Source organism: Arcicella aquatica, assembly GCF_034928825.1.
Lineage (GTDB): Bacteria > Bacteroidota > Bacteroidia > Cytophagales > Spirosomataceae > Arcicella > Arcicella aquatica.
In genome coordinates this window covers 37,222-52,830 of the sequence record NZ_JAYFUL010000008.1, presented here as the reverse complement: position 1 = coordinate 52,830, position 15,609 = coordinate 37,222, and the positions used below count along the sequence as shown (strand labels likewise).

General features: G+C 35.8%; 14 protein-coding genes. 9 read left to right on the top strand and 5 right to left on the bottom strand.

What is annotated here, in order from left to right; genetic code table 11:
• Positions 1–4 precede the first annotated feature (4 nt).
• Both rsgA and VB264_RS07080 read right to left on the bottom strand, forming a co-directional pair.
• Positions 5–928: a ribosome small subunit-dependent GTPase A gene (rsgA, locus tag VB264_RS07085; protein WP_323247989.1), complete on the bottom strand. Its 924-nt coding sequence runs from the start codon at positions 926–928 to the stop codon at positions 5–7.
• A gap of 7 nt (positions 929–935) precedes the next feature.
• Positions 936–2,210, bottom strand: coding sequence for a 3-deoxy-D-manno-octulosonic acid transferase (locus tag VB264_RS07080; RefSeq protein WP_323247987.1), 1,275 nt, complete (start codon positions 2,208–2,210; stop codon positions 936–938).
• A gap of 111 nt (positions 2,211–2,321) precedes the next feature.
• On the opposite strand from VB264_RS07080, the gene ytxJ reads away from it, so the two are divergent.
• Positions 2,322–2,660, top strand: a complete 339-nt coding sequence (gene ytxJ, locus VB264_RS07075; protein WP_323247985.1) for a bacillithiol system redox-active protein YtxJ — start codon at positions 2,322–2,324, stop codon at positions 2,658–2,660.
• Positions 2,661–2,887: 227 nt separating this feature from the next.
• Here the strand turns inward: ytxJ and VB264_RS07070 are convergent, their stop codons facing one another.
• Complete coding sequence (locus VB264_RS07070; protein WP_323247983.1) at positions 2,888–3,301, bottom strand: OsmC family protein; 414 nt, start codon at positions 3,299–3,301, stop codon at positions 2,888–2,890.
• A gap of 204 nt (positions 3,302–3,505) precedes the next feature.
• Between VB264_RS07070 and VB264_RS07065 the strand changes: the two genes are divergently transcribed.
• The 3 genes from VB264_RS07065 (at position 3,506) to VB264_RS07055 (ending at position 7,051) form a co-directional block, all read left to right on the top strand.
• Positions 3,506–4,315, top strand: a complete 810-nt coding sequence (locus tag VB264_RS07065; protein WP_323247982.1) for a hypothetical protein — start codon at positions 3,506–3,508, stop codon at positions 4,313–4,315.
• Positions 4,316–4,495: 180 nt separating this feature from the next.
• Positions 4,496–5,380: a lipoyl synthase gene (gene lipA, locus VB264_RS07060; protein WP_309920586.1), complete on the top strand. Its 885-nt coding sequence runs from the start codon at positions 4,496–4,498 to the stop codon at positions 5,378–5,380.
• A 396-nt stretch (positions 5,381–5,776) separates the two neighbouring features.
• Positions 5,777–7,051 (top strand): ATP-binding protein, encoded by a 1,275-nt coding sequence (locus VB264_RS07055; protein ID WP_323247981.1) that lies wholly within the window; start codon positions 5,777–5,779, stop codon positions 7,049–7,051.
• Between the two features lie 209 nt (positions 7,052–7,260).
• On the opposite strand, the gene VB264_RS07050 is transcribed toward VB264_RS07055, so the two are convergent.
• The gene (locus tag VB264_RS07050; RefSeq protein ID WP_323247980.1) at positions 7,261–8,178 is read right to left on the bottom strand and encodes an alpha/beta hydrolase; all 918 of its coding nucleotides are present in this window, start codon (positions 8,176–8,178) and stop codon (positions 7,261–7,263) included.
• Positions 8,179–8,416: 238 nt separating this feature from the next.
• Between VB264_RS07050 and VB264_RS07045 the strand changes: the two genes are divergently transcribed.
• The 5 genes from VB264_RS07045 (at position 8,417) to VB264_RS07025 (ending at position 13,079) form a co-directional block, all read left to right on the top strand.
• Positions 8,417–9,298 (top strand): pirin family protein, encoded by an 882-nt coding sequence (locus VB264_RS07045; protein WP_323247978.1) that lies wholly within the window; start codon positions 8,417–8,419, stop codon positions 9,296–9,298.
• Complete coding sequence (locus VB264_RS07040; protein ID WP_309920574.1) at positions 9,298–9,702, top strand: OsmC family protein; 405 nt, start codon at positions 9,298–9,300, stop codon at positions 9,700–9,702. The genes VB264_RS07045 and VB264_RS07040 overlap by 1 nt, the downstream gene beginning before the upstream one ends.
• Before the next feature lie 263 nt (positions 9,703–9,965).
• Positions 9,966–11,249 (top strand): metal-dependent hydrolase family protein, encoded by a 1,284-nt coding sequence (locus tag VB264_RS07035; RefSeq protein WP_323247976.1) that lies wholly within the window; start codon positions 9,966–9,968, stop codon positions 11,247–11,249.
• 82 nt (positions 11,250–11,331) lie between these two features.
• On the top strand, positions 11,332–12,057 hold the full coding sequence (locus tag VB264_RS07030) for a 3-keto-disaccharide hydrolase (protein WP_323247975.1): 726 nt from the start codon (positions 11,332–11,334) through the stop codon (positions 12,055–12,057).
• A gap of 143 nt (positions 12,058–12,200) precedes the next feature.
• On the top strand, positions 12,201–13,079 hold the full coding sequence (locus tag VB264_RS07025; protein ID WP_323247973.1) for a YicC/YloC family endoribonuclease: 879 nt from the start codon (positions 12,201–12,203) through the stop codon (positions 13,077–13,079).
• A 50-nt stretch (positions 13,080–13,129) separates the two neighbouring features.
• On the opposite strand, the gene VB264_RS07020 is transcribed toward VB264_RS07025, so the two are convergent.
• Positions 13,130–15,568, bottom strand: coding sequence for an endonuclease MutS2 (locus VB264_RS07020; RefSeq protein ID WP_323247971.1), 2,439 nt, complete (start codon positions 15,566–15,568; stop codon positions 13,130–13,132).
• Positions 15,569–15,609 lie beyond the last annotated feature (41 nt).

Sequence of the window (15,609 nt, the reverse complement as noted above, 5' to 3'; positions counted from 1 at the left end):
AAGATTATCTTCTGTTATCATCATCACTCATCATGCTTAAATAACTGTTGTATCTGCTTTCAGCTATTGTTCCTTCAGCTACAGCTTCCAACACAGCACATTTTGGCTCGTTGATATGCTTGCAATTATGATATTTGCATTGCCCCAACAATGCTCGCATCTCTGGAAAGAAATGTGATAGCTCTTGTTTATCAATGTCAATTAAGCCCAATTCTTTGATGCCTGGTGTATCAATGATAAAAGTGTTTTCCTCTAATTCAAACATTGTTGCAAATGTAGTGGTGTGCACACCCTTATTAGCAAACGTTGAAATTTCCGTTGTTTTTAAATCCAAGGTAGGGGCAATCTGATTTACCAATGTAGATTTGCCAACGCCTGAATGCCCCGATACTAATGAAATTTTATCTTTAAGAATATCATTAAATGTCTTTATGCCAATATTGCCGACTGCCGATGTAAATACGCAAGGGTAACCTATTTCTTCATACATCGCCGCTAAATCGGCTAAATAATCTTTTTCTTCTTCCGAAAGTAAATCTATTTTATTAAAAACAATCGTCGTAGGAATTCTAAAGGATTCTGCTGAAACCAAAAAACGGTCGATAAATCCTAAGGATGTTCTAGGGTAGTTTAAGGTAACGATAATAACAGCCTGATCAAGGTTGGCAGCTAAAATATGCCCGTGGGCAGTTTTATGAACAGATTTACGGATGATATAATTTTCACGGGCACCTATCTTAAAAATGGTTGCCATGTTTTCTGTTTTATCTTCAATCTCAAATTCTACTCTATCTCCAACCGCAATCGGATTAGAGGTTTTTAACCCTTGAATCTTAAACTTGCCCTTTAAACGACACTGCCATACGTGCTTGTTTTCGTCGAGCACCTCATACCATGAGCCTGTTGATCGTAATACTAATCCTTTCATTCTTGTATCAGAATATTGATAATTCCTTGGTAAATGTTATTATTTTGTCCGTGCACCCCAAATTCTCTTTCACATACTCTTCAATAATTGTTGATTTTTCTTTTCTTAAATCAACATCAAAATATAATGGCTCAAAACTATTTTTAAATTGAGCGGTATCGGCAATCACAAAAGCACCGCCAATACGGATTAAATCCATGGCTTCCTGAAATTTCTGATAATTATTATTGCCAAAAAAGATAGGTAAGCCAAAAGTGGCGGCTTCTAACGTATTATGCAATCCTTTGCGATAGGCACCTCCAACCCAAGCAAAATCTGCATATTGATACAAGGAAGAAAGCATACCTATATTATCAATAAAAAGCGTATTTGTTGTTGCTATCTCAGTATCAGTCAGGTGTTGAATCTCTGAAAATTTGATAGAGTTTTTTTTCAACACTTTCTGCCAAGCGGTGATTTCCTCGTCATGAATTTCGTGGGGAGCAATGATTACTTTTAAATCATGCTCAAACTCATTCAACATAGGTGCTATTACTTCAAAATCTTGTTGCCAGCACGAACCTACAATTAACAAAAGTTTGTTATCCTTAAACTTTTCGACTACTTCAATTTCTTTTTTGGCATCCGCAATTTGTTTTACCCTGTCGAAACGGGTATCTCCGCCAATGCTAATGTGTTGAATATTAATACTTTTTAGTAATTCAAACGAGTTCTTATTCTGTACAAATATATGGGTAAAATAAGCAAGAATGTTTCTATAGAAGCCTCCGTAGCTCTTAAAAAATACTTGGTTTGCTCTGAAAATAGTAGAAAATGACATCACAGGAATTTGTTTTTCAGAAAGTATTCTCAGATAATTATACCAAAATTCGTATTTCACAAAAAAGGCAACTGAAGGCTGAAACATCTCGATAAACTCGCGTGCATTCTTTGCGGTATCGATAGGTAAATAACAAATAAAATCTACTCCAGTATAATTTTTACGAATCTCGTAACCAGAAGGCGAAAAAAAAGTAAGTAAGATGAGATGTGACGGAAAGTTTTCTTTATACTTTTCTATGACTGGTCTGGCTTGTTCAAATTCACCCAACGAAGCACTGTGAAACCATGCAAGAGGTGCTGATGAAGTACTTCTTTTTATCCAAAACAGACTTGAATAAACTTGATTTTTAAAGTCTTTTCTCCCTTGAATCCAAAGTTTGGCTTTCGTGTTAAAAGGACTCACTAACCAGACAAAAAACTGGTAAGTATAAATTGAAATATGATAAAGTAGCTTTGACAAATGAAATTTGAATTAATTTTGAATCAAAATTACAGCTAATTAGTTTCATATTAAAACAACGTACTACCATTTACATCATTAGAATAAGCGAAAAGACGCTAAATAATTAAAATGAACTGGAATCAATTAACAGATTTATCTCAATTAGAGGTTATAAAAGAGGAATCGAAACAACAACCAATCTTGATTTTGAAACATAGCACAACGTGTTCAATTTCATCAACTGCCTTAAATCGCTTGGAAAGAAATTGGAAACAAGAGAGCGTGGGAGAGTTAAAGCCTTATTACTTAGATTTATTAAAGTATCGCCCGATTTCTAGTGCTATTGCTTCAACTTTCGGAGTAGAGCATCAATCTCCGCAGGTATTAATCATTCAAAACGGTGAATGTATCTATGATGCCTCACACTTTGAAATTTCATTTGCTGAATTAGCAGAAACGGTGGGATAGTTGTGATTGAGTGAGTTAGTGAATTGTGATTGAGTGATTTTTATATATCTTATAAAATATAATCACTAACCCACTCAATCACAATTAAAATAACTCATGGCATCTAAATTAGGTACTAATTTTTTAGTTGTGAGTTGGGGAATTGTGAGTTAGTGATTGTATTTTTTTAGTTATTTAGTATAATATATAAAAATCACTCAATCACAATTCACTAACTCACAATTAATTTACTTCCATTCAAAACTTACAACTTGTTCTAAGTCTGGATGGAGGCTTAGAGAAACTGGACATTTATGTGCCGTGTTTTCTAGTTTTTGAATTTGTTCTGCTGTCAGGACAATATTTGTCTTCATTTTTAAGTTAATTTCCAAACGAGCTACTTTTCTTGGAGGTGTTTGAGACATGATTTTTGAGACCTCTACGCTTGAGCCCGACAATTCAATTGCATCACGTTGAGCAACAATTGCCATTGTCGTTAGCATACAAGTACCAGTAGCAGTAGCCAATAAATCCGTAGGAGAAAAGGCTTCTCCCTTACCCATATTGTCTGTAGGTGCATCCGTAAGTAATTGTGTACCAGATTGCAAATGCGTTGATTCTGTGCGAAGTTCGCCTAAATAAGTAGTTTTTACAGTTGGCATTATGTTGTTGTTATGTGTTAAATATTTGATGATTTTTGTCCTAAATTTAAACAAATAGCACCATATTACGTATTTTTATTGTAATTATATACTTTAAACCGAAAGTGATTCCTAATTGGCAAACACTCTGTCGGAATTGTTGCGTGAATATCAATATTCATTGTATGGTTATTTCATTCATATAAAATTTTTGATTAAAGCATTGTGAAAAAACTACTAAATACATTCATATTCTTCATTTTTGCTTTGTTATCGTTTTATTCGATAGAAGCTCAGCGTAGAAATTCATCACCGACTACTGCTACTAAGCCTGCCGCTAGTAGGACTATACAACAACCCCGTGAGGTAGTGGACGAAGAAAATTATCATTCTATTTTGTCATTTGGATTAACTACTAATACCAATTCTGGTTTACTAGGAGGGCTGATGGCTCGTAAAGAAGTTTTGATTGAGAACAACTCTTTGCATCGTCAGTTTCATTATTTCAACCTTGAAATCGTGAATGTAAATCATCCTAGAGAAAATACCCTTAGCTTATTAGGAAATGGAGGAAGTTATGTAGAAGAAAAGCAAAACTATCTTTTTGCGATTCGTCCACAGTATGGTCGCGAAATAAATTTATTCCATAAATCATCTGACGGAGGCGTAAATGTAAATGGTATTATCGCGGGTGGACCAACTATTGGGGTTGTAAAGCCTTACTATGTGCAGGTTTTTTATGGCAGAGGAGTTATCAGAGACGAAGCTTATGACCCAAGCAAGCATACTATCAATAATATTTATGGAAGCGGAGGTTTTTTTGAAGGCATCGGACAGTCGACGATAGTACCCGGAGTGAATTTAAAAGCAGCCTTAAATTTTGAATTAGATGCTTTTCGCCAGTCGAACATTAGCTTAGAAATAGGCTTTTTAGCAGAGGCATATACTAAAAAAGTAAATATTTTGGCTAAAGGAGATAATAAAAGTGTGTTTACTTCAGGCTATTTAACCATCTTTTTTGGAGGAAAAAAATAGTTAATGCCATGATTTTAGAAAAGATAAGCGTTTCATAAAGGCTTATTATTGATAAATAATACCCGTTATTTAAAAATAGCGTCAGGAAAATGTAAACCAATTTCATTTTCCTGACGTTTTTATTTTATTAGCATTTAACTTTGTAGTGTAATAGCGTTTTGTACAAGGAATAGACAGAAAATGATAGAACTTCCAGTAATAGCTCCGAAAGCGGAGACTGCCTCAAAGCATTCTAAAAAACCAAGTTGGTTAAGAGTAAAACTGCCGATTGGTCAGGAATATGCAAGGGTACGTAATATTGTAGATGAATATAAATTACATACCATTTGTCAGTCAGGAAATTGCCCAAATATGGGTGAATGTTGGGGTGCAGGTACGGCAACCTTTATGATTTTAGGAAATGTGTGTACTCGTTCTTGTACATTTTGTGCAGTAGCGACGGGTCGCCCGAATGAATATGATGCAGATGAGCCACGCAGAGTAGCTGAAGCCATTAAATTAATGGGCGTGAAGCATGCTGTAATTACTTCGGTAAACCGCGACGAACTAAAAGACCGTGGAGCTGAGGTGTGGTATCAGACAGTAGTACAAGTAAAGGAGGCATCACCAACAACTACGATAGAAACCTTGATACCTGATACTAAAGGTAACTGGGATGCGCTTTACAGAATGATTGAAGGCGGGCAAGAGGTAGTGTCGCATAATATGGAGACGATAGAACGTCTTTACAGAAATGTGCGTCCACAAGCTAAATATGCTCGTTCTTTAGAACAAACCAAACGTACCAAAGAATTTGGAAAAAGAACCAAATCGGGTATTATGTTGGGCTTAGGCGAGACGCAAGAAGAAGTATTTAAAGCAATGGACGATTTAGTAGAAAATGGTTTGGATGTATTGACATTAGGACAATATCTTCAACCTACTAAAATGCACCATGAAGTAATAGAATGGGTACATCCAGATACTTTTGCGATGTATAAAGAAGAAGGATTGAGACGTGGATTGAAATATGTAGAATCAGGAGCGTTAGTTCGTTCTAGTTATCATGCTGAGAAGCATATTTAAGGATAAAATCTTTTTAAAATTTACCAAAGCCTCAGTTTTGCTGGGGCTTTGGTGTTTTTTAGGCTTGTCGTTTTTATAGGCTGGAAGCCTAATGATAGTCATCACTCGTTGGAACGAGCGACTGCTTTAAATGATAGGACAAATTAGAGGGTTTAGAATAAGTCTCTCAAAATATTTTGTAAATTCGTTCTCTTTCAATTAAATATTATAAAGAAGCTGTTTAAACTTTCCCTTTCGGGTTAAACTAAGTCTTTTAGCATAGCTTGTTCCAAAATTTACTCAACGTAGCGATGCTATGCTTCGCAAATGTTGAAAAAATCAATTCAAAAATACAATACTTTCACCTCAGAAACCGAAAGTTTAAACAGCTTCAAAAAATTAACATAAGTATCTACCATGTCAAAGAATGTAAATATCACTCCTAGTGGAATAAAAAAAGTACTTAAAAATTATGATGCAAAACTTGCCATTGCTGAATTTATCTGGAATGGTTTTGATGCAAAAGCAGATACGGTTCACTTGAATTTTGAAGTTAACGAACTTGGTACAGTTGAAACAATTGAAGTAGCCGATAATGGTTATGGTATTAATTTTGAACAATTAAACACCAAATTCGATTTGTTTTATTCATCTGAAAAAGCCATAGAGGTTAATTCAAGAGACGAGAAACATATTTCTACAATCCACGGGAAAAATGGCATAGGGAGATTGACCTTTTTTACTTTTGCTCAAATCGCTCAGTGGAAGACAACCTTCCAGAAAAATAGGTTATTATTAGACGGAGAGATTACAGTTAACACAGAGAACATTAATAATTATAATGCTTCAGAGGTAACGAAAAGCCAAAAGGATAAAACAGGTACAAGTGTTAATTTTTACAATATTACTATCAGCAAAGAAGAATTAGAAGGAGACATTATTCCCTTTTTAAAAAGTGAATTTTGTTGGTTTTTGGAATTAAATAGACCTAAAGGCTTTTCAATTATCATTAATGGTACTCCTCTGGACTATCAGTCGTTTATAGAGGATTCGGAGAGCTTTACGCTTACTTATGAAGAAAGCAACACAAGTTTTTATTGTAAATACTATCAATGGAATAATAAACCGCATAAAGAATTATCAAGATTTTATTATCTCAATGCAAGTCATGAAGAAGTGTATAAAGATTATACTACGCTAAATAATAAAGGGGATGAGTTTTATCATAGTGTGTATATTACAAGTAGCTTTTTCAATGATTTTGATTTTCAATCCAAAGAAAACAATCAGCAAACAAACCTTTTTAGTAAAGTAAAATATTTGTCTGAGTACAAATTTCTTCATAATAGTTTAAATGAATTCCTTCGTAAAAAAAGAAAGGATATTCTTCATAAAACATCAACTAAGCTCATTGAAAAATACGAACAAGACGAAATTTTTCCTAAGTACGAAAACGATTTTGATAAGTCTCTGCTTGAAGAAACATTAGTAAATCTTTATGAAGTACAACCAAGGTTATTTATTTCGCTTAACGTTGAGCAGAAGAAATTTTTTGTACGGCTTTTAAATTTACTACTAGCCTCAGATGAGCGTGAACATATCTTAGAAACATTAGAGGGAATTATTGAAATGAATGCAGAAGAAAAAGAAAGTCTTTATCAGTTACTTCAAAAATCAAGCTATGCCCAGTAGCGGCAATCCCTTGCGGTTGCCGTTTTACCACAAGACGGTAACCGCAAGGGTTACCGCTACTTTTTTCAAGGTTCTTTTTTAGGCTAGAAGCCTAAAAATAGTCGTCACTCGTTAGAAACGAGCGACGACGTGATGCCATCACTAGCGAGTGACTTAAGTCACTCGCTAGTGATTTTTGGTATATTTGCTTAACGAATGATTGCTTCGATTTACTTTAAATGTTTATTTAAAAAGTCAATAATTTCCTTTCTAAGATATTCAGCATCAAACATTTCACCATAATGTGGTGCGTCTTTTACGATAAATACCTGATTCTCTATACCTGAAAGCTTTAACCACGAGCTTAGTAAAACAGATTGTGAATAAGGTACAGACTGATCTTTTTCACCATGAATGATGAGGAACGGAGAATCATTTTTATCGACATATGTTACTGGACTAGCCCATTTGGCTAAATCTGGTCTTTGCAATGGGGTAGCTCCTAATAAAATACTTTCTGATGTTTTAACAGCTCCTGCTGGTTCAAGGTTTTTGGGAATAGCCAGAAAGTCTGAAGGACCGTAAAAATCAATAACTCCCTTTATTTTAAAAGACACCTTATTGTCTTTCGCATAAAAATCCTTCACCTTGTTATTATGTGATAATGCCAACAGTGAAGCCAAATGTCCACCCGCCGAAAACCCGACTAACACAATACGATTTTTATCTAATGAATACTTTTCAGCATTTTGATATAGAAATTCAATCGCCTGATTGCAGTCTTGTATTTGTGCTGGAAATATTGCCTGAGTACTATAGCGATAATCGATAGATGCCAAAGCATAACCATTTTCTACGATAGTACGAATGGTATTTTTCATATAACTCATGTCGGCATACTTGTCATTCAACATCCATGCACCACCATGTATCCAAACGACTAATGGCGTGTTGGGCTTGGCATTAGCAGGCAGGTAAATGTCTAAAAGATGATGTTTGGAAGTATCCTTAGCATAAGGCACATTTCCATAAAGTGTAGTATTGGCAGGAAAATAGCCTAGCACTCTGTTGGTAGTTTGTCCGATAGCTTGGTTTGTAAAGTATAATAATACAAAGAAGAGGACTGATGGATAATATTCATTTTTCATGTTATAAGGGAGGATAATATTAGCATATAAGCTCCAAAGATTTTGGATAATTAGCAAGTAAAATATTACCTTAAAAGTAAGGTAATTGGAAGGGGTACTTATCCTTTTTAGCCTGCTTTACATTGATTGCAAGTGTGTTCTATAAAATTAACGCATAAATAAGGAAAGTAATTGAGGAAAACGTGCATCTTTGACATGATAAAAACACCCCGCGCAAAAAACCTAAAACAGCAAAGAAATGTCTAATATCAAATTAATCATCGAAGAACGACCAAGTAATATTGGAAATTTTATGGTGGGTCGGTTATTACCTTTCAGAGAAAAAAGAATGGTAGGTCCATTTTGTTTTATAGACCACATGGGACCTGCACAACTAAGTGACCATGAAAATTTAGATGTTGGGCCACACCCTCATATTGGGCTTTCTACGTTAACCTACCTTTTTGAAGGAAGCGTAATGCATAAAGATAGTCTGGGAACAGAGATGGAGATAAAGCCTAATCAAGTAAACTGGATGACTGCTGGCAATGGCATTGTGCATTCTGAAAGAACCCCCGAATATTTGCGCCATTCAGATAAAACGTTGCATGGTTTACAAATTTGGGTAGCGTTGCCGAAAGAACTAGAACAAATGCAACCTAGTTTTGCACACGTAACAGAGGAGGAGATTCCTACATGGGAAACGGATGGTATTGCTTTTAAATTAATAGCTGGCGAGGCATTTGGCAAAAAATCTGCCGTACCAGTATACAGTCCTTTGTATTTTATTGAAATCAAAAACACTAGCCCTCAGACTGTAAATATCGGGAATGATTTATTTGGTGAAAGTGCCTTGTATATTTTAGAAGGAAGCATCAGTAGCGAAGGACATACCTATGAGCCTAAACATATTCTGATAGCTAATGATAGCAAGCTGTGTAGCTTTGAAATGGCAGAAAATACAACAGTGTATATTTTTGGAGGAGAGCCTTTTCCAGAAGAAAGATTCATTTATTGGAATTTTGTCGCCTCTACCAAAGAACTCATCGAAGATGCCAAGACTAGATGGATAGAGCAGTCTTTCCCGAAAGTAGCAGGCGAAACAACATTTGTACCCCTTCCACAACCTTATAGAAAATAATGGAAATCGTAAACGCACATATAGGCAAAGAACTATATAAAACTACTATTCAGACAGCCACTAATACCATCATCTCGGATGAACCAGAAGAGGTAGGAGGAAAAAATTTAGGCTTTAATCCTAAAGAACTTTTAGCTGCTGCACTATCAGCCTGTACTTCGGCCACTTTAAGAATGTATGCAGATAGAAAAGGTTGGGATTTAGCAGAGGTGAAGGTAGAAGTACAGCTTGAAAGAGATATGAAAGAAAACAAATCTTTTATCACCAGAAAAGTTGAACTCTTGGGTAATTTAGATGAGGAGCAGCGAGCAAAATTGTTGGTGATAGCCAACAGTTGCCCCATTCATAAAATATTAACAAACCCCATAGAAATTACTACGTCGTTGGTTGAAGATGGTTTATAAAAATTTTAGTATGTATTTATCAAATAAGTATAATAACTAATTTTTATCTTGGAATATTAACTCAAATTTTACTATTAGCTGGCGACTGAAGTCGCCAGCTAATAGTAAAATTTGAGTTATCGTTTTTATACAATAACCTTTAGCACGTTTACTTAAAATAGTTTTGCAAACAGCTATTTTAAACAGATTATTCATATATTTATATGGATTTGATTATTTAAATAAAACTAAAAACCATCACTACCTTTAATTAATATCAACAAATGAAAAAACAATTACTAACACTTGCAGGATTATGCCTGTTAAGTACTGCCTCTTTTGCTCAAAAAACACTTATCCATTGTGGAACACTTATCGATGGTGTTCAGAATGAAGCTCAAAGCCAAGTAACAATTGTAGTAGAAGGCAAAAAAATAACCGCTATTCAGAAAGGTTTTACAGCACCTTCTGGAACTGATAAAGTAATTAATCTGAAAACTCAAACTGTAATGCCGGGGCTTACTGATATGCACGTGCATTTGGAAAATGAAACTAGCAAAGGCGGAGAATTGAAAAGGTATCAACAAAACCAAGCTGATGTAGCTTTCGATGCTGCCAAATATGCCAAGACTACCTTGATGGCTGGCTTTACTACAGTTAGAGACTTAGGTGGTTCTGGCGTAAATATTGCGCTACGCAATGCTATTAATAAAGGCACAACCATTGGCCCAAGAGTATTTACTTCTGGCAAAACTATTGCTACTACTGGTGGACACGGTGACCCTTCAAATGCTTTGGCAGATAAATTAAGCCTTGACCCACAGTATTTAAGTGGAGTGGTCAATGGTGCAGACGAATGTCGTCAGGCTGTTCGTCAACGTTATAAAGAAGGTTCAGATTGTATCAAAATTACCGCAACAGGGGGAGTATTGAGTTTAGCAAAAAGTGGTAAAGCACCACAGTTTACAGAGGAAGAAATTAAAGCCATTGTAGAGACCGCAAAAGACTATGGTTTCCATGTAGCTGCCCATGCTCATGGGGCAGAAGGGATTAAAAGAGCCATCAGAGGAGGCGTAACCACTATTGAACATGGTACATACATGGACGATGAAGCCATAGAATTGATGAAAAAATATGGTACTTATTTTGTACCTACTATTATTGCGGGTAAAACCGTAGCTGATTCAGCAAAAATCCCTGGCTATTATCATCCCTTGGTAGTTCCAAAAGCGCTAGAAATTGGGCCACTGATTCAAGCTACTTTTGCTAAAGCTTATAAAGCAGGCGTGAAAATCGCTTTTGGTACCGACTCTGGTGTTTCTATTCACGGCTACAATGCTTATGAATTTCAATATATGGTAGAGGCTGGTATGCCAGCGATGGAAGCTATCAAGGCTGCTACGATGACTCCTGCTATCATTATGGGAACTCAGAAAGAAGCAGGTTCTATTGAAACTGGTAAGATTGCCGACATCATTGCTACTGATGGAAACCCACTACAGGACATTAAAGTAATGAGAAAAGTATCGTTTGTGATGAAAGATGGCGTAGTATATAAAACGCTGTAAGCATAAACAAGGATTGAATAATTGACTAAAATGATTAATTTGCGAGCCAAATAAAACAATACTATTATTTCAATTCATAGACATGAAAAACCTTTTTGTAATCATTACGTTGGTATGCGCTTCGTTATCAACAATTGCACAGAAGCCTAATACCTTGACTTCTCAAGAAAAAAAACAAGGATGGAAACTTCTTTTTGGTGGTAAAACGTTGAACGGTTGGAGAAATTTTAACAAGAAAGACCTTGGACCAGCTTGGAAAATTTCGGATAATGCCATTATGTTGGACAATAGCGAAATGGATGGTTGGAATACTAAAGGTGGCGGAGAGTTGACTACTGATGGTATTTATGAGAATTTTATCTTGGCTTGCGACTGGAAAATCTCTGAAGGAGGAAACTCTGGAATTATTTTCAATGCACAGGAAGACGATGCTACAAAACATCCTTATTCGTGGTTTACGGGCCCTGAATTTCAGGTATTGGATAACGACGGACATGCTGATGGTAAAATCGACAAACACAGAGCAGGTAACTTGTATGATTTGATCAAATATGAGCCTGAAAATGTGAAGCCAGTAGGAGAGTGGAACAAAGTAATGATTGAACAAAAGAACGGTCATGTAAAATTGTATATGAATGGCAGAATGGTGATTGAATATACTATTGGTAGCGAAGAATATAAAAAATTAGTTGCCGCGAGTAAATTCAAGGGAATGGAAAACTGGGGAACTTATACGAAAGGTCATATTGTATTCCAAGACCATGGTAATAAAGTTTGGTTCAGAAATATCAAAATAAAAGAATTATAGTTTAATACTATTGATAGTATCAAGCAAAAACTGTAAGTACATGAAAGCATGTCACTTACAGTTTTTTGCTTTATAACACTTTTATTTTCTGTATATTGCACCCTTATATATTAATGATATCACGTTTTCTAAACAATTATATAATGTTAAAATCAATGACTGGTTTTGGCAAATCGGTGATAGAAGCTCCGCATCTGACCGTCACTGCCGAAATAAAAACCTTGAACTCTAAGTTTACAGATATTTATTGTAGAATTCCTAAAAGTCTATCTTTCAGAGAAATAGAAATTAGAAACCTGTTGACACAGAATTTAGAAAGAGGTAAAATTGAACTCAACCTAAGTACAAACTATACAAACGTTGCTAGCTCAGGAACAAGTATCAACCGCCCTTTAGTGGAGGCTTATATGAAGGATTTGCAGGATACGGGTAGTGGGTATGGTGTAGATGATACAACTGAGTTGTTCAAAATAGCTCTTTCTTTGCCTAATGCTTATAATACTGAAACTGTTTCGGAAGAACAAGCGGAAGAGGAATGGAAAATAATTTTATCGGCTGTAAATCAGGCAATTAGCGAATGTACTAAATTCCGTTTGCGTGAAGGAGCTATCGTTACTGGAAAATTCATAGAATACATTGATAAAATTGGCGAACTATTGAAAGAAGTTGAAGAGCAAGATAAACTTCGTATTCCTGCTGTTCGTGAAAGATTAAGAAGGTCAGTAACTGATTTATTAGAGGCGGATGATTTTGATAAAAATCGCTTTGAGCAAGAGCTAATTTATTACATCGAGAAATACGATATTTCAGAAGAAAAAGTACGTTTAGGCACACACTTAGTCTATTTCAAAGAAGTATTGAAAGAAGGAAACGGTAAAAAATTAAATTTCCTTTGCCAAGAAATCGGTCGTGAAATCAATACCATCGGTTCTAAAGCAAACGACGTGGTGATTCAAAGAATGGTCATCAATATGAAAGATGAATTAGAGAAAATCAAAGAGCAGACTTCTAATGTTCTGTAATAATTAACTTACTCTTAGGGTGTGACTTAAGTCACACCCTAAGAGTAAAGCTACTTCATACTGACCAAAGTAACGCCCGCGCCTCCTCTATCAGCGTGTTCGTCTTGTGTACTCGCTACTTGTTTATACCCTCTGAGATGTTGACGAACTAAATTTCTTAAAATACCATCTCCCTTGCCATGCACAATCCGTAGTTCATTATAGCCTACCATGATGGCATCGTTCATAAATTTATCTACTTCTACCAACGCTTCTTCGCCACGTTTGCCTCGTAAATCAAGGTTGAATGAGAAATTCATCAACTTATCATTCATATCCACGCCAACAATTTTGGTAACCGACGTTGTTCTTTGTTTGAATTCTTTCCGAGATATTTTCTCTAAACGATTTATTTTCACCGTAGTTTTCAAATCACCAATTGCAATTTCAGCATCTTTTCCACGTAGACTTAATACTTCGCCCAAAGCTTCCTGTCCTTTAATTCTTACTAAAGAACCTACTGAAATTTCGCCCAAAATTACTTCAATCTCCTCACGTTCTTCTTTCTCTTTTTCTTCTTTTGGACTTGGCTTTTTAGCTGCTACTTTTTCAAGGACTAAACTTTCCTGAAAATCGACTAAATCTTGCCTGATTTCTTTCGTAGCTAGTTTTTCAGCACCTTGTTCGCGAATTTCTTTGATAGTCGCTTCAATCTTCTGGTTGGTATTCTTGATTAACTCCTTCGCTTGAACCTTCGCCGTATTCAGAATCGTTTTCTTTTCTGTGTCCAGATACGTTTTCAAAGAGTTATACTGTTCTAGCAATTGGTCGAGCTTGCGTTGTTTCTGAGCATTCTCCACATTTTTATCTGCAAAAACTTTCTTTTCAATTTCTAGTTCTTTAATCAACTTCTCGAAACTAACTTGTTGATTACCAATTTTTTGCTTCGATTTATCAATAATTGCTTTTGGTAAACCAATTTTATAGGCAATCTCAATGGCAAAAGAGCTACCGGGCTTTCCTATTTCCAGTTCATACAAAGGCTCTAGGTGTTCGGCGTCATAACGCATAGCACCATTTACCAGACCTTTGGTACGGTCAGCAAAAGTTTTTAGATTAGTATAGTGCGTATTGATAGCACCATAAGCGCCTGAACGATTCAAATCTTCTAGGATACTCTCGGCAATGGCTCCGCCCAAAGTTGGCTCTGTCCCTGTCCCAAATTCGTCAATTAAAAACAACGTTTTTCTATCTGAATTAATCAGGAAATACTTCATATTGGTGAGGTGCGAAGAGTAAGTACTCAAATCATTTTCAAGACTTTGCTCATCGCCAATATCAATAAAAACACTTCTGAAAATACCGATAGTTGAATGTTCAGCCATTGGCACTAACAATCCACATTGATACATATATTGCACCAACCCTAGGGTTTTTAATGTAACTGATTTACCACCTGCGTTAGGGCCTGATATTAATAAAATCCTTTGGTCAGAATCTAATGTAATACTGAGGGGTTGTACTTTTTTCCCTTGTTTTTTGAAAGAAAGAAAGAGTAGGGGATGCACCGCATTTTTCCAATCGACAATTTGACTGTTCAAGCTCAATGGAGCTATTCCATTAATTTCGATTGCTAATCGTGCTTTGGCACGGATAAAGTCAATAATCCCTAAAAATGTATAAGCTTTGCGTAATACTGGCACATGCGGACGTACTCGTGTCGTTAATTCCATCAAAATTCTGATGATTTCACGTCTTTCAGCAGATTCCAATTCCCTAATTTCATTGTTGGCTTCCAATACTTCGGTTGGTTCCATGAATACTGTTTTACCAGTATCAGATTCGTCATGAACAAAGCCTTTTATCTTACGTTTGTGTTCGGCAGCGATTGGAATGACCATTCTACCTCCACGTAAAGTCAAAGAAAAGTCATCCGAAATCCAGCCATTTGAACGTGCCATCTTTAAGATACTTTCTAATTTTTTACGTAAGTCTATTTCTTGACTTTGAATTCTACGACGAATAGCTTGTAATTCTGGACTGGCATTGTCTTTCAACTTACCACGGTCGTCGATTACCTTATCCAGAGAGTCCAGAATTTGACGAAGGTTCAAGTCAGCCGAGAATGCCGTGCCAACTAATTCTCTTAATTGTGGATAAGCCTCAGGTTCTTTGTTATCAAAAAAACGAAGGCATTCTTGTATCGTTCTTAATGAAAGTTTTAAGTCAAAAAACTCTTCTTCAGTCAGGAATGCTCCTTCAATGGCAGCTTTAGAAAGTTGATGATTGACATCAAGATAATTTTGAGCAGGGAAAGCCTGTGGCTCAAACTGCAAAATATCTTTCATTTCGGCTACTTGCCGAATCATCTTTTGAATTAAATCGTAATTATCGGCAAAACGGATTTTATTGACGAAGGCTCTTCCCAGAGAACTCACACACAATTCATTGAGGTGTTCTCGGATGCGGTCAAAGCCTAATTTTTGTTCTATATTTTGTGGGTATAACATGTCATATTGATTGCGGAATTTAGAGTACGAATTGTAGCGTT